The following is a 15,927-nucleotide window of genomic DNA, read 5'->3' as shown; positions in this document are numbered from 1 at the left end:
GTAGGAGCTGCCGGAGCCGGTGGTGCTGATGGTGGGGGAGGGGCCGTTCCACTTGCTGTTCAGCGTGCCGGCCCGCACGTCGTCGTAGCTGTCGACGACCTCGCCGCTGCGGGCGTCGACGAAGACGTGCAGGGTGCTCGGGGCGGTCGCGGTGCGGCCCTTGAGCACGGTCTCCCAGGCGAGTCGACCGGTGCCGTCCAGGATGCGCACGACCAGGCGGCGGGACTCCACGCCGTCCACCTGGGCGAGCCTGGTGCGGGCGGTCTTCTCCGCGTCGGCGGCGCTGACCAGGGGGGTGGTCGGCACACCGACCGGGCCGGCGGCGGCGGACTGCGACCCGCGCACCTTCCCCTCGCCGTCGGCGAGGACGACCGCGTCGCCGCCGACCACCGGCAGGCCCTTGTAGGTGCGCTCGTAGGCGACCGAGTAGAGGCCGCCCACCCACGGGGTGACGGACTGGCGCTCGTAGGTCTCGTCGGGGCCCTTGGCCAGGGCGTCCAGGCCTGCCGCGGCCGCCCGGTCGGCGGCGCTCACGGCGGCGGCCAGGGCGCTGGGCGGCGCCGATGCGGCCGGACCCGGGTCGGCGGCGGCTTGGCCGACCGCGGTGGCGGTCAGCATGCCGGCCAGGACGGCCAGGGTGGTGCCCGCCGTCAGCAATCTGCGTTTCATTCCGAGGCTCCTCGAACGTGGGGGTGCTCGATCGCGGACGGCGTGCCGTCAGGGCGCTCACCGCGGGGGCCGTTTGGGGGACGGCGGTGCGGGCGTCCGCGCTCGGGTGCCGGAACCCTCACACGCCGTCATGGCCCGGTCAACGGCTCGGGCGTGCGCGGTGGGCGGTTGGCAAGTTCCGTCAAGTCGTCCCAAGTCGGGTGCGTTCGAAGGAAACTGATGGTCAGTGGCGCTGCGGCGCAGGTGGCGGGCCGTGCCGCGGCCGGTGCCCGGCGCCGCGCGCACCGCGTTGAGAGGTTGAGACCAAAGGGGCTAGAGGTAGAGACCAGTAACCCAAAGTGGTTGAGACCACTGCATGTACGCCGGGGGCCGCGTCCAGTACCGTCCTCCTCAGCGGACCTCCCCACAGGAAGGCCCGGAACGCACTCGGGAGGGCAGCCCCGTGCACCGGAACCGGGCGGCGACCAAGCCCGCCGAGGCCGAGGCCTGGCGGGCCTTCGGGCTGCGCCTGCGCCAGTGGCGCCGCCGCGCCGGTCTCACCCAGGCCCAGCTCGGCGCCGAGATAGGCTACGACCACACCGCCGTCAGCAAGCTCGAACACGGCACCCGCCGCACCAGCCCCCGGATCGCCGACCGCCTCGACGACCTCCTCCTCGCCGGCGGCGACCTGCGTGACGCCTGCCGCCTCGCCGAGGAGGGCGCCCTGCCCGCCCCGGCCGGCCCTGCCGCCGCCCCGCCGGCGGGCGCGCCCGTCTCCTCCGACTGGACCCGCGCCCCGCTGCCCGGCCCGCCCGTCGCGGCCCTCGCCCCCGCCCTGCCGCCCGGCCTCGCCACCCAGCTGCCGGTCCGCCTGCCCGACTACGGGCTGCTCTGCCCGCTCCACGACGCGGCGGGCTGCGACGTCCCCTCGCCCGCCGAACTCGCCGCCCTGCACGCCGCCTTCCGGGCCGCCGACCCCGCCGCGGCACCGCCCCTCGACCCCGACACCGTGCACGCCCTGGCCGGCCTGCTCGCCGCGCACCTGCGGGCCGGCGACACCCCCGCCGCCCCCGGCACCGAGGCCGTCGAGGACACCCTGCGCGTCGTGCTGCGCCGCCTGGCCGCCCACCCGGCCGGCCCCGCCCGCCGCCCGCTCGCCCGGCTCGCCGGCGAGTACGCCCACGCCGCCGGGGCGCTGCGCATGCAGGACGGCCGCAACGCCACCGCCATGGCCTGCTTCTCGCGCGCCCTCGGCTGGGCCGAACTCGCCGAGGACCCCGCCACCCAGGTCGCCGCGCTCAGCGACATGAGCTTCCTCGCCCGCCTCGACGGCGACCCGGCCGCCGCCGTCGGCTACGCCCACGAGATCGTCCGGGTCGCCCCCGACCGGCACTGGGCCGGCGCCATGGGCCAGATCGGCCTTGCCCGCGCCCACGCCATGACCGGCGACGTGCGGGCGACCGTGCGCCACATCGCCCGCGCCCGGCACCACCTCGACCACATCGGGGTGCACGACGAGTCCGACGCCGCCTGGCTCTCCATCGCCTCGATGCGCCTGCGGGTCGAGGCGGGCGCCGCCGCCGCGCTGCGCGACGCGGCCGCCGCCGTCGACGACCCCCGGCTGGCCCGCCGCGCCGTGGACGCCGCCGAGACCGCGCTCGCCCTGCTCGCGCCCGACCAACTGCCGTCCGCGCGCCTGCTGTTCACCGTCCGGGTGGCCGACTGCCACTTGCTGGCCCACGACCCGCGGGCCGCCGCCGAGCTGCTCGCGTCGGTGCTGGCGGCGGGTGACGGCGAGGACGGCCTGCCGCCGCTGGTCCGGCGCGAACTGGCGGGGCTGCGCAGCCGACTGGTCGGCCACGGCCTGGCGGGCTGAGCACGCCCGGCGGAACGGGAAGATCCGCCGCCGCTGTCCTCGCCGCGAAGCCCGGGCCGACACCTCACCCCGGCCGGGTGCCTCCAGGGGTGGAGCGTGGCCGAGCCGGTGCTCGTGGTGGACTTCGGTACGTCCTCCTCAACGCTCTGCGCGGCCGGCGCCGGGCCCGCCGGCCGGGCCGCCCGGCGGAGACCGCCGGCCCCGGACTGCGCCGCCGCGCCCGGGAGCGGCCGGTCCGCTGGTCGGCCATGACCACCGACCCCGCCTTCCCCGGTCCCGCCCGCCGCGCCTGCCCGGTGCTGCGCCGCGGCTGCGCGCGCCTCGCCGCCGGGCTCTGACCCCGCGCCCGCCGGCGGGCGTCCCCGCCCGTGCCCGGTCGTCACAGGGCGGCGAGGAAGGCGTCCAGTTCGCGGGCGAAGAGGTCCGGGTGCTCCAGGGGGACCATGTGCGCGGCGCCGGGCAGGACGGCGTGGCGGGCGTGCGGGACGGCGTCGGCGACAGCCCGGGCGTTGGCCAGGATGTCGGTGCTGTCCAGCTCCCCGGCCAGCACCAGGGTGGGCACCGCCGGCTCGCCGAGGCGCTCGGCCGCGCCCGCCTCCCGCGGCCGCCCGGCGCCGAGCCCGGCGGCGTGGCGCAGCAGGTTGGCGGTGACGCCGGCGCGCAGCCGCTCCCGCAGCGCGCCGTCCACCTCGGCGGGGGAGCGGTGCGGGCCGTCCGCCCAGATCCGCAGGAAGTGCTCCACGAACCGGTGCACGCCCTCCTCGCCGCCGGTGCCCAGCGCGGCGATCTGCCGCTCCGTGTGGTGCGTCACGAAGGGGTCGGTGAACGGCCGTCCGCTGACGCCGGGCGCGGTGAGGACCAGCGCCGCCACCCGCTCGGGGTGGGTGAGCGCGGTGTCCAGGGCGATCCGGGCGCCGAGCGAGAGCCCGACCAGCACGGCGCGCGGGACGTCCAGGTGCGCGAGCAGGTCCCGCAGGTCGTCGTGGTGGGCGTAGTCGCCGCCGACGGTGGAGGAGCGGCCGTGTCCGCGGGCGTCGTAGCGCACGACGTGCCGTCCGCGGGCGGCGAGCCGGGCGAACTCCTCGTCCCAGCTGTGCCGGTCCAGCATGCCGCCGTGCAGCAGGACGACGGCCGGTCCGGTGCCCTGCGCGACCTCGTAGGCCAGCTCGCCGCCCGTGACGGGTGCGGTGCCGGTGCGCGTCCTGCTCATGTTCCGTCCACTCCTCGATCGTCCCGGTCGCTTCGGTCGCGTTCGCCGGCCGCCCGCTCCAGCTCGTGGAACACCTCGCCGAGCCGGTCGAGCACCCGCAGGGCGGTGGCGACCTCGGCCGGGTCGAGGTCGCCGAGGTGGTGGCGCAGCGCGTCCCGCTCGGCACCCTGCACCCGGGCGAGCACCGACTCGCCCCATGGGGTGAGCCGCACCAGCGAGGAGCGCCGGTGCTCCGGGTTGGTCACGGTCTCGGCCAGCCCTAGCGCCTTGGCGTCGTTCACCAGGCGCTGCACCGGCTGCCGGTCCAGGTCCAGCGCCCGGGCCAGCTGGGGCACGGTCCGCGGCCCGCCGCGCCGCAGCGCGTCCAGCACCGCGTGCTGCCCGGCCGTCATCCCGGTCCCCGCCAGCCCGCGCTCGACCGCCCGCACGATCACCCGGTGCACCGGCCACAGCCGCCGGATCACGTCGTCCAGCAGACCCTCGACGGCCGGCCCGTCCCCGCCGGGCTCCTGACTGACACTCATGGTGTCATGATGACACTGATGATGTCATCTGAAAACCCCGGGCGGGTCGACGGCTCCGCCCCGGCGGGCCTCCTCGTGTGACCGGGATCACGCCCGCGGGAAAACCCGCAGGTCGTTCCCGGCGTCTAGCAGGTGTGAAACGCGCCAAGGCGGCACCGCCGCAGGACCTGGACGAGGAAGGCCTCCTCCGGCGGGTGGCCCGGGGAGACCGGGCCGCCTTCGAGGAGCTGTACCGCCGCACGTCGCCGTGGCTGGCCGTGCGGCTGCGCCGCCGCTGCGCCGACGAGCAGATCGTCGCCGAGGTGATGCAGGAGACGTACCTCGCGGTCTGGCGGGCGGCCGGCTCCTTCGCCGGCGGCCGCACCGGCACCGGCGGCACGGCCCTCGGCTGGCTGTGGACGATCGCGGCCCGCCGTCTCGTCGACGCCTTCCGGCGCCGCGCCCACCACGCGCGGCCGCCGGCCGCCGCCGCCCCGCACGCCGTGGCGCCGGCCGCCGAGGAGGAGGCGCTGGTGGCCACCGTCGGCGGCGACGTCGGGGACGCCCTGCGGCGCCTGGCGCCCGAACTCCGCGACGTCCTGCAGGCGATGGTGCTCGACGGACTGTCCGTCCGGGAGACCGCGGTGGTCCTCGGACTGCCCGAGGGCACGGTCAAGACCCGCGCCCGCCGGGCCCGGAGCGCGATGCGGGAGGCACTGGCATGAGCGGCACCGAACACGCGTCGGCACGGCTCGTCGACCACTACGCGCGCGGCGCCGCCGGCCTCGCCGCCGACGAGGTGTGGGCCCTGGAAGCCCACCTGGAGGCGTGCCGCGGCTGCCGCGACCGGCTGGCGGCCACCCTCACCGGCGCCGCCCCCGGCCTGGCGGCACTCACCGACGCGGTCTGGGCCGACATCGCCCCCCGCCTCGACCGGGCCGCCCCCGCCCCGCCGCGCCGCCGCCTGACCGCCCGCCTCGCGACCTGGGCGACGCCCGCCATGACCCCGTGGCTGGCCATGGTCCTCGCCGTCACCCTGCTCGCCCTGCTGCTGGACCTCGCCGGCCCCGGCTCCGGCCGGATCTCCCTGGTCCTGCTGCTCGCCCCCGTCCTGCCGGTGGCCGGAGTGGTGGTCTCCTGGTCGCGCGGCGTCGACCCCGCCCACGAACTGACCGCCGCCACCCCGCGCGCCGGCCTGGCACTGGTGCTGCGCCGCACCGTCGCCGTGCTCGCCGCGGTGATCCCCGCCCTGCTCGCGGCCGGCTGGGCCACCGGGCTGACGGCCGCGCAGTGGCTGCTGCCCTGCCTCGCGTGCACCTCCGCCACGCTGGCGCTCGGCGGCCTGATCGGCGTCACCCGCGCCGCCGTCGCCCTGGCCGCCGCCTGGGCCGCCGCGGTGGCCGCGCCGACCCTGGCCGCCGGCCGCACGCCCGCCGTGCTGCGCGCGGACGGCCTGCCGCTGTGGTGCGCGCTCCTCGCCCTCGGCGCCGCCGTCGTCCTCGCCCGCCGGGGCGCGTACGCGGCCTGGGGGCGGAACCGTTGACACTCCGGAAGAACAGGAACCACGCGATGCCCCAGGTGAACCCGGCCGACCTCGCCCCCACCCGCTACGCCTGGGAGATCCGGGCGAGCGGACTGAAGGTCAGGGCCGGCCGCAGGCGGCTGGCCGTCGACGGCCTCGACCTCACCCTCGGCAGCGGCGTCCACGGCCTGCTCGGCCCCAACGGCGCGGGCAAGACCACCCTCATCCGCGCCCTGGCCACCGTGCTGCGCCCGGCCGGCGGCGAACTGGAACTCCTCGGCCGGCCCCTCGGCGGCCCGGGCGAGTACCGGGCGCTGCGCCGCCGGATCGGCTACCTGCCGCAGGACTTCGGCTACTACAAGCGCTTCACCGTACGGGAGTTCGTCGAGTACATGGCCTGGCTGAAGGAGGTGCCCCCGGCGGAGATCCCGGCCGCCGTGCAGCGCGCCGTCGAGCGGGTCGGCCTCGCCGACCGCGCGGACGAGCGGATGAAGGCCCTGTCGGGCGGCATGGTGCGGCGGGCCGGCATCGCCCAGGCCATCGTCAACGACCCGGCCGTCCTGCTGCTCGACGAACCGACCGTCGGCCTGGACCCGGCGCAGCGGCTGCGGCTGCGCCAACTGCTCCAGGAACTGGGCACGGACGCCTGCGTCGTGGTCTCCACCCACCTGGTGGAGGACGTCGCCGCCGCCTGCACCGACGTGCTGCTCCTCGCCGAGGGGCGGCTGGTCTTCCAGGGCACCCCGGAGCGGCTGGCCGCCGCCGGCGGCCCGGAGCACGAGGGCGACAGCCCGCTGGAGCGCGGCTACTCGGCCCTCCTCGCCGCCCCTTCCCGGGCCGGAGGTGCCTGGTGAGGCTCCCCCTGCGGGTGCTGCGCACCGAGCTGCGGCGCTCCGTCGCCCCCTGGGCCGGCGCCGCCGTGCTCGCCATCGCGCTCGCCCTCCTGGAACTCGCCCCCGGGCCCTGGTCGAAGGGCACCACGCTGTGGACGGCCCAGTGGACGTCCATGGCCCTGTGGACCCGGAACCTGCTGGTCCTGCTGTGGCCGCTGGCCCTCGGCCTCGGCGCGCTGCAGGGGCTGCGCGACCACCGCTCGGGGACCGCCGAACTGCTCGCCGCCACCCCGCGGCCGGCCCGCCACCGCGCCGCCGCCCTCGCCGGCCCGACGGCGCTCGCCCTCGCCGGGGCCTTCGCGCTGCTCGTCCTGTTCGGCGCGGTGCGGCTGCTCGCCGGCGGCGCGGCGTCCACCGGCGCCGGCTGGCTGCCGATCTCGCTGGTGGGCGCGCTCGCCCTCGCCGCCGGAGCGGTCCTCGGCATGGGCGTCGCCCGCACCCTGCCCTCCCTGCTCACCCCGCCCGCCCTGGCCGTCGCCGGCTTCGTGCTGACCAACCTCCTGCGCCAGACCACCGACGCCGCCGTTCCCGCCTCCGCCGTCCCGAACCGGCTCTCGCTGCTGTCCCCGACCGTCGCCGACGTCCGCCAGACCCTCCTCACCCTCGCCGCCCCCGTCCACCTCGGGCAGACGCTCTGGCTGCTCGGCCTGGCCGCGACCGGCCTCGCCCTGCTGGCCGCCGGCTCCCGGCGCGCCCGGCTGCTCGCCCTCACCCCGCTCCTCGCGGGCGCGGCGCTCGCACTGCCCGTGCTCCCCGCCGACCCCCGGGACACCTACGTCCTCGACCTGGCCGCGACCGCCCCGGTGTGCGATGGACCGGTGTGCGTGACGGCGGCCCACCGGGCCCGCCTGGACGAACTGGCCGGCCCCGGCCGGGACGCGCTGGGCCTGCTGCGCGGCGTCCTCGGCGACCAGGCGCCCGCCGCCGTCCGCGAGACCACCGCCCCGCGCGCCATCGGCGCCAGGCCCGAACGCCCGCGTGAGGCGCTGCTCGTCGACTTCGACGACGCGGCCATCGGCGCCGCCGGGGGAGAGACGCTGACCCGGGCCCTGGTCGGCCAGGGCATCGCCCCGCTCTGCCACCCCCGCAGCACGCGCGAGAGCGGCACGCTGCCGGAGACGGTCGCCCAGAGCATCGCGGCCGCCTGGGTCCTCGGCGACCTGCGGCCGCTCGACGGGACCATGTTCGGCGCGCGGGACCAGGCCGAGCTGGCCGCCCCGGCCTGGCAGGCGTTCAGCGCGCTCCCGCCCGACGAGCAGCGCCGGCGGATCGCCGCCCTGCACACCGCCGCCGTCTCCTGCACCGACGACCCGCTCGACGTGCTGGCGGGCGGTGCGACCCGGTGAGATGGCTGATCCTGTACGCGCGCTCACGTCAACTGCCCGCAGCGCTCGCCGTGTTGGCGACACTGGCGGCCCTCGCCCGGCTCGGCGACGGGGGGCTGGGCGGACCGCGCGCGTCCGCCCTCCTGCTCGCCGCCGCGGCGATGGCCCTGGCCGCCGGACTCGGCGGCCAGGACCACGCCCTGGACCGCACGGCCGCCCTGCGCTGGCCACCCCGCCGGGCGGCCCACGTCCTGCTCTGCGCCGTCCTCGCCGCCGCCGTCCTGCCGCCGGGCCCCCTCGCCGTCACCGTCCGCGACAGCGCCGGCCTCACCGGCCTCGCCGCCCTCGGCGCCGTCTGCCGCGGGCGCGCCTGCGCCTGGCTGCTCCCGTTCGGCTGGCTCTGCGCCTCCTTCGTCCTCCCGCCCGCCCCCGACCTGGCCACTCGGATCCTCACCTGGCCCCTCCTGCCGCCCGGCACGGCTCTCGCCACCCTCACCGCCCTCACCCTCGCCACCACCGGCACCGCCCTCTACGCCCTCGCCGGCCCCCGGCGATGATGAGCCCGTGTTCTACGAAGATCTCACCGCGTACGAGTACCGGCCGGTCGACTCGTTCACGGACCAGGAGTCCGGCGTCTACGCGCTCTGGTACCGTCCGGCGTACACCCGGCTGAACGTCGGCTGGCTGGAGGCCGGCCGGCCGTACCCGACCGGGCCGGTACCTCCCGCCTTCCTCGCGAAGCTGAAGGCCGTCCAGCAGGTCCAGTGGATGAACGTCTGCCTCGGGTGGCACGACTGCGACCTCTGCCCCGGTGCGGAGACCCCGGAAGGCAACGGGGAGGTGCGGATCCCGGGCGAGCCCGGCATCGCCTACGCCGCCCCGTTCCTGATCACGCACTACATCACCGCCCACGGCTACCGTCCGCCGCAGGTCTTCGTCGACGCCGTCCTCGCCGTCGACCCCGACGCCTGGTCCGCCGCCCGCTGGCCCGACGTCCCCTTCCCCTGGGTCCCCGAGGACGCCGAACGCATGCTGGAGTAGCCCGCCCAGGGCCCGGACGCTCGACAGCAGCCCGCCGAACGGGAGTTCGCGGACCGGCTGCGCACCCGCGGGCGGTTGCCGAGACCTCCCGGGACGGTCGTGGCGGCTCCCCTCGCACGGCCCCTCCGGGCACCTGGCCGCCCCGGTACGCTGGCGCGATGCTGCTCCCGGCCTTCCCCCGCACGCGCCTTCGGCCCGCCGAGCGGCCCGTGCTCACCACGCCGTTCGGCCCGCTGGCGCTGGGGACGGCGATCGGGGACAGCGCCCTCCCGCCGCTGCCCGACGAGCTCTTCGCGCTGCCCGGCGGCGCGACCGCCGCCCGCTGGAACCATCCCTCGGCCCGCGTCGAACTGCTGCTGACCCCGTACGACGCCCAGCTCGACCCCGAGGTCTTCGGCCCGCTGACCGGCTGCCTCGCGGCGGTCTGGCGGATCGACGCCCGGGCGGGTGCGGTTCTCGGCGGCGCTGTCGGAGCCGCTGCCCGGCGGCGCCGACGCGGGCTGGGACGGCGGGCAGGCCATGGCCGCGATCACGGTCGAGGACGAGCGGACCCGCCTCACCGTCGGAGGGCCCGACGAGGAGGCGATCTGCCGGCAGGGCGAGACGCGCGAGGCGCCGCGGCGCTGGAAGGACCTCGTCGACGAGGTGTACGACCGCTCGTTCACCGGCTGGGGCGTCGACTCCGACAGCCACGGCGTGACGTGGCGGCTGCCGCCGCTGGAGAGCGGCGAGCACTGCGAACTGCCGGTGGTCGCGGCCTGGGCCCCCGTCGAGGACGAGAGCGCCAACACCTGGTACGCCGTCATGCCGTCCCCCACGGTGTTGCTGCAGCACGTCGCCGCCCGGGCTAGGCTGCGGTGATGAATCGTGTGAGCGACGATCCCGAGGCGGCGGCTGCGGTCCGGGTGAACGATTACGACGGCTTCGCCGAGGCGTACTCGGCGGAGGCCGAGAACAACCTCCTGAACGCCTACCACGCGCGGCCCGCGATCCTGGCCCTCGCCGGGGACGTGGCCGGCCGCCGGGTCCTGGACGCCGGCTGCGGCTCCGGCGCGCTGACCGCCGCCCTGCACGAGCGCGGCGCCGCCGTCACCGGCCTCGATGCCAGCGAGGGCATGCTGGAGCTGGCCCGCAAGCGGCTCGGCGAGGACGCCGACCTGCACGTGGGCGACCTGGCCGAGCGCCTGCCCTTCGAGGACGGGGCGTTCGACGACGTGGTCGCCTCCCTGGTGCTGCACTACCTGGAGGACTGGGGGCCGACCCTGGCCGAGCTGCGACGCGTGCTCAGGCCCGGCGGCCGCCTGATCGCCTCGGTGCAGCACCCGTTCGTCGACTACGCGATCCAGAAGCCCCGCCCCGACTACTTCGCCACCACCAGCTACACCGACGAGTGGACCTTCGACGGGAAGTCCTACCCGGTGACGTTCTGGCGCAGGCCGCTGCACGCCATGACCGACGCCTTCACCACCGCCGGCTTCCGCCTCGCCGTCCTCAGCGAACCCCAACCCGACCCGGCCGCGCGCGAGTTGTTCCCCAAGGACTTCCAGCACCTCTCGACCAAGATGAGCTTCCTCTTCTTCGTCGTCGAGGTCCCGCCGGGCGGGGAGGGCGAACTCGGCGCGTCCGGCGCGGAGTCCGGACACCCGTGAAACCGGTCCGGGCGCGGCCGGTCCCGGGCGTGCGGGCCCACGGCCGGCCAGGCCGACCCGGGGCCGAACCCCGCGTGTCCGTTGCCGGTCGTGCCGCCGGAAAACCGGCTTGCCCCCGCGGCCGGGATCACGTTGGCTGGGCGGCATGACCGATCTGCACACCGGCCGCCTCCTCCTGCGCCGCTGGCGTGACTCCGACCTCGAACCCTGGGCGGCCATGAACGCCGACCCCGAGGTCCGCGAGCACCTGGGCGACCTCCTCACCCGCGAGCAGAGCGACGCCTCCGTCGCCCGCTTCGAGGCCGCCTTCGACCGCCGCGGCTACGGCTGGTCGGCCGTCGAGGTCCGGGCCACGGGGGAGTTCATCGGCTTCGCGGGCCTGGACGAGGTGGACGGGGGCCTGCCGTTCACCGGCGTGGAGATCGGCTGGCGGCTCGCCCGCACCGCCTGGGGCCACGGCTACGCCACCGAGGCCGCCCGCGCCGTCCTCGCCCACGGCTTCGACGCCCTCGGCCTGCCGGAGATCCTCGCCGTCACCACGGCGTCCAACCTCCGCTCCCAGGCCGTGATGCGCCGCATCGGCATGACCACCGACCCGGCCGACGACTTCGACGACCCCACCGTCCCCGACGGCCCACTGCGCCCCAACGTCCTGTTCCGCATCACGCGCGAGCGCTGAGGGCGCGCGGGGCGGCTCGGGCTCAGGCCGGGGCGAACCGGGCGACGTATTCGGCGAACGGGGGGATGCCGACCTCCGCGCGGCGCTCGTCCAGGTGCTCGGGGTCCTCGCAGGGCCAGGGGACCGGGGCGCCGTCCCGCACGCCGGCGATCTGGGTGCCGTGGATCTGCTCGCGGCCCTCGTTCACCAGGGTGCGGTCGCGCAGGAAGGCGAGGTCGCGCGGGTCGGCGGCGCCGGTGGACACCGCCTGCTCCATCAGCCGCAGGGCGCGCCGCTGGACGTCGAGCTGCCGGTCGGCGTGCTGCGCGATCAGCCAGGCGGCCCGGGCGGCGTCCGCGCCGAACCGGTCGGCGGTCGGCCAGCCGTGGGCGTCCATGATCTCGCCGAGGCGGTCCGCGTGCCGCGCGGTCAGGCGGCGCCACGCCAGCTGCTCCGCGGGGTCGTCGCTGTTCGCCCGGTGGGTGGCCCGGTGGTCCGCCGCGGCCATCGCGGTGAGCTCCTCGGCCACTGCGGCCACTGCGGCTACTGCGGTCTCTGTGGTCTCTGCGGCGGGGTCGGGTTCCAAGACGTCCTCCACAACGGGTCGGTGTTCTCGCTGGTCATCCGCCACCCTAGGGGGACGGATCACCACCGAATCTCCTCCCGGAGGACGGTGACAGGTGCCTGCGGACGTTGGGATACTTGATCATCAGCACCCCGAACGGAAGGCTTCGCACAGATGAGTGGAACGGTCGCCGCGGTCAGCAGCAACGGGGAGTACTCGTTCACCAAGCCGAACCGGGAGAGCATCACGCTGCTCGCCGGGCTCGGGGTGGAGGGGGACGTGCACGCGGGGGTGACCGTCCGGCACCGGTCGCGCGTCGCGCAGGACCCGACGCAGCCGAACCTGCGGCAGGTCCACCTCATCCACGAGGAGCTGTTCGCCGAGGTGGGCGAGCACGGATTCGCCGTGGCGCCGGGGGAGTTGGGTGAGAACGTCACCACGCGCGGGATCGACCTGCTCGGCCTGCCCACCGGCGCGCTGCTGCGGATCGGGGCGGACGCGGTGCTGGAGGTCACCGGGCTGCGCAACCCGTGCCTGCAGATCGACGGCTTCCAGGACGGCCTGCTGAAGCAGGTCGTCGGGCGGGACGGAGCCGGGAACGTGGTGCGCAGGGCCGGGATCATGAGCGTGGTGCTGGCGGGCGGCGTGGTCCGCCCCGGCGACCCGATCGAGGTCGAGCTGCCGGAGCGGCCGCACCGCCCGCTCGACCGCGTCTGATCCCGGCCGGGCCCCGGACGAGAGGGCCGACCGGACGACTTCCGGGACCGGGCGCGCGTAGCGCCGGTCCGCCGGGGTGAGGGCGTCGGCGGGCCCGGCGGCGCGCAGGACGACATCGAGGACCTGGTCCGGGTCGCAGGCGTAACCGCCGCTCGCCCAGGCCGGGTCGGCCTCGGCCACCGCCCAGCCGCCGTCGGCGGGCCGGCCGACGGCGACCACGGCGGCGCTCGGCAGGCCGCCCGCCGCCAGGACGTCCGCCGCGAACGCGAGCGCGTCCGGCCCGGGCAGGCCGCTGCCGTCGGGCTGGACGCGGGCGGGGAACAGCTTGTCGGCCGGGGGCTTGAGGAACGCCGGGCGGCGCAGCCGGCGCGCCTCGGCCAGGGTGGTGCACTCCACCCGGCGGGACAGCAGCTCGGCGGGCAGCGCGGTGAGCCAGTCGGCGGGCGGCTCCAGCGGGACGACGCCCAGCGGCCCGGCGGCGATGTCCGCGAACAGCGGGCCGCCGTACAGGTGCGCGGGCCGCAGCCCGGCGAGCTCGGCCGGGACCTCCCAGCGCACCGGGGTGTGCGCCCGCAGCCCGCGACGGCGGGCGCGGGTGAGCAGTTGGAGCCCGGTCTCGTTGATCCGGGGCGCGAGCAGCAGGAGCGTCATGGGCCCCTATACCGGCCCACCGGTAAGGCTCCGGCCTGCGGCTTTCCGCTCCGGAGGGAGTTCCGGGAACGATCGTGCGCCCGGAAGGACCCACCTCCGCGCGGTCAGTAGCGGGGCCGGTTGCGGCTCAGGTCGCGGGCGTGCAGGAGGGCTTCGCGGACCAGGGCGGTGAGGCGGGCCCTGCCTTCGGCGCCGGGTCGGTCCTGGGGGTAGCCGTCGACCGAGCGCCACTCGCCGTCGGTGAGGGGCGGCAGCGGCGGCCCCGGCTCGATGTCCTCGGGGAGGACCGGCAGGCGGACCAGCAGGAGGGACATGCCACAGGCGACGACGGCGGCCACGCCCTCGAACGCCAGGACCGGCACGCCGTAGGCGCCCTCGACGGGGTGACGCGGCGCCAGCTCGGAGAGCCGGTCGCAGAAGTCGGGGTGCGTGTGGAGCTGCCAGGGGCCCAGCCGGTAGTCCTTCGGGCCGCTCGGCAGGGTCGCGCGCTCACGGAAGTAGGCGAGCAGCGCGCGGTTCTCCAGGAGGTCGGGCAGTGCCGGGACGGGGGCGGGGCGACTGTTCCGGTTGACCATGCGAACGATGATATGGCCTACGGCACAAGGTAGTTGTGGAGTTGCGCGGCAGCTTTCAGCATGGCGAGACCCTGGTCGTCGAGCCGCTGCCGCCAGCCGGCCAGGGTGGCGGCGAGGGCGCTCGTCCCGCCGGCCGTGCGGATCTGCCCGACGACCGCCGCGATGTCGGCCAGCCGGTAGCCGCCGCGGCGCAGCAGATGGGCGAGCTCGGCGTCGCGCACGTCGGCCGCGTGGAAGACCCGGTAGCCGGTGGCGGGGTCGCGCGCGGGGCGGAGGATGCCGGCCGCCTCCCAGGTGCGCAGGGTGGCGGGGGTGAGCCCGAGCCGGTGGGCGAGGTCGCCGATCGTGCGGGGGAGGGGGCCGACGGGATCCCCGGGGACAGCGGCCGCCGTCAGGTGCTCGACGGCTCCGCGGACGGCGTCGAGGGTCTCACGGTCGCGGAGCAGCCCGCCGTGACCTCGGTGGACGGCGGTCAGGGCGTCGTCGGTGCGGCCGTCGTGGACGGCGTTCATGATCGCTCCGGCGGTCCCGTGCCCGTACGCCCGGACGAGCGCGAGGAAGGTGCGCAGGGCGCGGGCGTGCCGCTCGGTGTAGACGCGGTACCCGGTGGGGGTGCGGTCGGCGGACGGGAGGAAGCCGTCGCGCTCGTAGTTGCGCACGGCCTGCGCGGAGAGGCCGTGCTCGCGCGCGAGGTCGGCCGGGCGCAGGTTCGTCCTGGTCTTCTCGGGGTTGCTTGCCACTTTGAGACTTTATACGCGATTCCCCGGGCCGTGACCGCCAAAGTCTCAACCGCTCTTTCAGGGATACGCTTGAGGCTCATGACACCGGACGTCCGAGACTTCGCGCCCCCGTCGTGCGGCCCGGCGGCCTTCGGCGAGCGCAGCGCCCACCTGCAGCGGGACCCGAGCGTCTGGCGGACGGGGGAGATGGACGTGACCTGGAACGGCACCGGCCGGATCGTGGCCGCCCTGGTGGGCGGGGCGGAGTACTTCTTCGTGGCGGGCGGCCTCCGCGGCCGACCGGGCCCGTGGGCCCCGGCGCCGGCGGAGGAGGAGCCACCGCTCGCCGAGGCCCATCCGCTCCGGGAGGTCGAGGATGGTGGGGCGGAGACGGGCTGAGTCCGTCGTCCGGGGCCGCCCCCGCGGTGACACCCGGGCAGCGCGTTCGGGCCTTGTACCCCCGGCGAACGCATCGTGAAATAGGTTAGCCTTACCTAAATTGCGATGAGAGGAGACGGCCCTGACCAGCACCACCGCCCCCGCGCGCTTCCTGCTCTTCCCGCTCCAGGTGGTCCGGGCCACCCGGATCACCCCGCACATGGCCCGGATCACCCTGGGCGGCCCCGGCCTCGCCGGGTTCGTCAACGGCGGCCTCGACCAGCGGGTGAAGCTCCTGCTGCCCCTCCCCGGGCAGAGCGAACCCCTCATGCCCGAGGGCGAGGAGGAGTTCGGCTGGTACCAGAGCTGGCGGGCCATGGACCCCGCCGTCCGCCCGGTGCTGCGCACCTACACCGTCCGCGCGCAGCGCCGCGACCCCGACGAGGTGGACATCGACATCGCCGTCCACGGCGAGCACGGACCCGGCTCGCGCTGGGCCGTGACCGCGGCGCCCGGCGACCGGGTGATCGTCTGCGGCCCGGCCGTCGAGGAGGCCGGCGGTGTCGAGTTCCGGCTGCCCGACGGGGCCCACTGGGTGCTGCTCGCCGGGGACGAGTCCACCCTGCCCGCCGTCGCCGCGATCCTCGACGAGCTGCCCGCCGGCCTGCCCGTGCGGGTGTTCGCCGAGGTCGCCGGGCCGCGGGAGCACGCCTACCTGCCCGCCGACCGCCCCGGTACCGCGATCACCTGGCTGCACCGGGGCACCCCCGGCACCCCGGCCCTCCCCGACGCCGTCCGCGCCGCCGACCTGCCGGACGGCACGCCGTACGCGTGGATCGCGGGCGAGGCGGGGGACGTCCGCCGGCTGCGGCGCCACCTGGTCGGCGAACGCGGCTACGACCGGCGCGCCGTCTGCTTCATGGGCTACTGGCGCCTGGGCCGCACCGAGGACCAGCGCGCCGACGAACCGGTGGAGACGGACGCGGACTGACCCTCC

Annotated in this window: 18 protein-coding genes and 2 pseudogenes; 13 read left to right on the top strand and 7 right to left on the bottom strand. The window is 76.6% G+C overall.

Annotation, left to right across the window (positions count from 1 at the left end; translation table 11 throughout):
• Positions 1–669: pseudogene (locus ABT093_RS34705) on the bottom strand (peptidase M28); the annotation flags it as partial.
• Positions 670–1,111: 442 nt separating this feature from the next.
• On the opposite strand from ABT093_RS34705, the gene ABT093_RS34700 reads away from it, so the two are divergent.
• Positions 1,112–2,524, top strand: coding sequence for an NsdA family TPR-like regulatory protein (locus ABT093_RS34700; protein ID WP_350571129.1), 1,413 nt, complete (start codon positions 1,112–1,114; stop codon positions 2,522–2,524).
• Between the two features lie 379 nt (positions 2,525–2,903).
• Here the strand turns inward: ABT093_RS34700 and ABT093_RS34695 are convergent, their stop codons facing one another.
• Both ABT093_RS34695 and ABT093_RS34690 read right to left on the bottom strand, forming a co-directional pair.
• Positions 2,904–3,734, bottom strand: a complete 831-nt coding sequence (locus tag ABT093_RS34695) for an alpha/beta fold hydrolase (RefSeq protein ID WP_350571128.1) — start codon at positions 3,732–3,734, stop codon at positions 2,904–2,906.
• Complete coding sequence (locus tag ABT093_RS34690; protein WP_350571127.1) at positions 3,731–4,258, bottom strand: MarR family winged helix-turn-helix transcriptional regulator; 528 nt, start codon at positions 4,256–4,258, stop codon at positions 3,731–3,733. The genes ABT093_RS34695 and ABT093_RS34690 overlap by 4 nt, the downstream gene beginning before the upstream one ends.
• A 134-nt stretch (positions 4,259–4,392) precedes the next feature.
• Between ABT093_RS34690 and ABT093_RS34685 the strand changes: the two genes are divergently transcribed.
• From ABT093_RS34685 to ABT093_RS34645, 9 genes are all read left to right on the top strand, one after another.
• Positions 4,393–4,962 carry an RNA polymerase sigma factor gene (locus ABT093_RS34685; protein WP_502884382.1) on the top strand — a complete coding sequence of 190 codons (570 nt, stop codon included), beginning with the start codon at positions 4,393–4,395 and terminating at the stop codon, positions 4,960–4,962.
• Entirely contained in the window at positions 4,959–5,780 is an 822-nt protein-coding gene (locus ABT093_RS34680; RefSeq protein WP_350571125.1) for a zf-HC2 domain-containing protein, read from the top strand. Before ABT093_RS34685 ends, ABT093_RS34680 begins: the two co-directional genes overlap by 4 nt.
• 26 nt (positions 5,781–5,806) lie before the next feature.
• Positions 5,807–6,613: an ABC transporter ATP-binding protein gene (locus tag ABT093_RS34675; protein WP_350571124.1), complete on the top strand. Its 807-nt coding sequence runs from the start codon at positions 5,807–5,809 to the stop codon at positions 6,611–6,613.
• On the top strand, positions 6,610–7,998 hold the full coding sequence (locus tag ABT093_RS34670; protein ID WP_350571122.1) for a hypothetical protein: 1,389 nt from the start codon (positions 6,610–6,612) through the stop codon (positions 7,996–7,998). Before ABT093_RS34675 ends, ABT093_RS34670 begins: the two co-directional genes overlap by 4 nt.
• Positions 7,995–8,534 (top strand): hypothetical protein, encoded by a 540-nt coding sequence (locus tag ABT093_RS34665; protein ID WP_350571121.1) that lies wholly within the window; start codon positions 7,995–7,997, stop codon positions 8,532–8,534. Before ABT093_RS34670 ends, ABT093_RS34665 begins: the two co-directional genes overlap by 4 nt.
• Before the next feature lie 7 nt (positions 8,535–8,541).
• The gene (locus tag ABT093_RS34660; RefSeq protein ID WP_350571120.1) at positions 8,542–9,018 is read left to right on the top strand and encodes a DUF7919 family protein; all 477 of its coding nucleotides are present in this window, start codon (positions 8,542–8,544) and stop codon (positions 9,016–9,018) included.
• Positions 9,019–9,465: 447 nt separating this feature from the next.
• Entirely contained in the window at positions 9,466–9,879 is a 414-nt protein-coding gene (locus tag ABT093_RS34655) for a hypothetical protein (RefSeq protein ID WP_350571119.1), read from the top strand.
• Entirely contained in the window at positions 9,879–10,667 is a 789-nt protein-coding gene (locus ABT093_RS34650) for a class I SAM-dependent methyltransferase (RefSeq protein WP_350571117.1), read from the top strand. The genes ABT093_RS34655 and ABT093_RS34650 overlap by 1 nt, the downstream gene beginning before the upstream one ends.
• Positions 10,668–10,812: 145 nt before the next feature.
• Positions 10,813–11,346: a GNAT family N-acetyltransferase gene (locus ABT093_RS34645; protein ID WP_350571115.1), complete on the top strand. Its 534-nt coding sequence runs from the start codon at positions 10,813–10,815 to the stop codon at positions 11,344–11,346.
• Positions 11,347–11,368: 22 nt separating this feature from the next.
• Here ABT093_RS34645 and ABT093_RS34640 read toward each other — a convergent pair whose 3' ends face one another.
• Positions 11,369–11,863 (bottom strand): DUF6624 domain-containing protein, encoded by a 495-nt coding sequence (locus ABT093_RS34640; protein ID WP_350571113.1) that lies wholly within the window; start codon positions 11,861–11,863, stop codon positions 11,369–11,371.
• Between the two features lie 201 nt (positions 11,864–12,064).
• Here ABT093_RS34640 and ABT093_RS34635 point away from each other — a divergent pair, with 201 nt between their 5' ends.
• On the top strand, positions 12,065–12,607 hold the full coding sequence (locus tag ABT093_RS34635; protein ID WP_350571111.1) for an MOSC domain-containing protein: 543 nt from the start codon (positions 12,065–12,067) through the stop codon (positions 12,605–12,607).
• Positions 12,608–12,730: 123 nt separating this feature from the next.
• On the opposite strand, the pseudogene ABT093_RS41070 reads toward ABT093_RS34635, so the two are convergent.
• The 3 genes and pseudogenes from ABT093_RS41070 to ABT093_RS34625 all read right to left on the bottom strand — a co-directional run.
• Positions 12,731–13,258 (bottom strand): annotated as a pseudogene (locus ABT093_RS41070) (ATP-grasp domain-containing protein); the annotation flags it as partial.
• A 104-nt stretch (positions 13,259–13,362) separates the two neighbouring features.
• On the bottom strand, positions 13,363–13,833 hold the full coding sequence (locus tag ABT093_RS34630) for a hypothetical protein (RefSeq protein WP_350571109.1): 471 nt from the start codon (positions 13,831–13,833) through the stop codon (positions 13,363–13,365).
• 17 nt (positions 13,834–13,850) lie between these two features.
• The gene (locus tag ABT093_RS34625) at positions 13,851–14,573 is read right to left on the bottom strand and encodes a TioE family transcriptional regulator (RefSeq protein WP_350571107.1); all 723 of its coding nucleotides are present in this window, start codon (positions 14,571–14,573) and stop codon (positions 13,851–13,853) included.
• A gap of 78 nt (positions 14,574–14,651) precedes the next feature.
• Between ABT093_RS34625 and ABT093_RS34620 the strand changes: the two genes are divergently transcribed.
• Together ABT093_RS34620 and ABT093_RS34615 are read left to right on the top strand one after the other, a co-directional pair.
• Positions 14,652–14,951, top strand: a complete 300-nt coding sequence (locus ABT093_RS34620; protein ID WP_350571106.1) for a hypothetical protein — start codon at positions 14,652–14,654, stop codon at positions 14,949–14,951.
• 169 nt (positions 14,952–15,120) lie between these two features.
• On the top strand, positions 15,121–15,921 hold the full coding sequence (locus ABT093_RS34615; protein WP_350571104.1) for a siderophore-interacting protein: 801 nt from the start codon (positions 15,121–15,123) through the stop codon (positions 15,919–15,921).
• Positions 15,922–15,927 lie beyond the last annotated feature (6 nt).

It is taken from the genome of Kitasatospora sp. NPDC002551 (genome assembly GCF_040296005.1).
Lineage (GTDB): Bacteria > Actinomycetota > Actinomycetes > Streptomycetales > Streptomycetaceae > Kitasatospora.
This window is presented reverse-complemented; position numbering and strand designations above follow the sequence as displayed.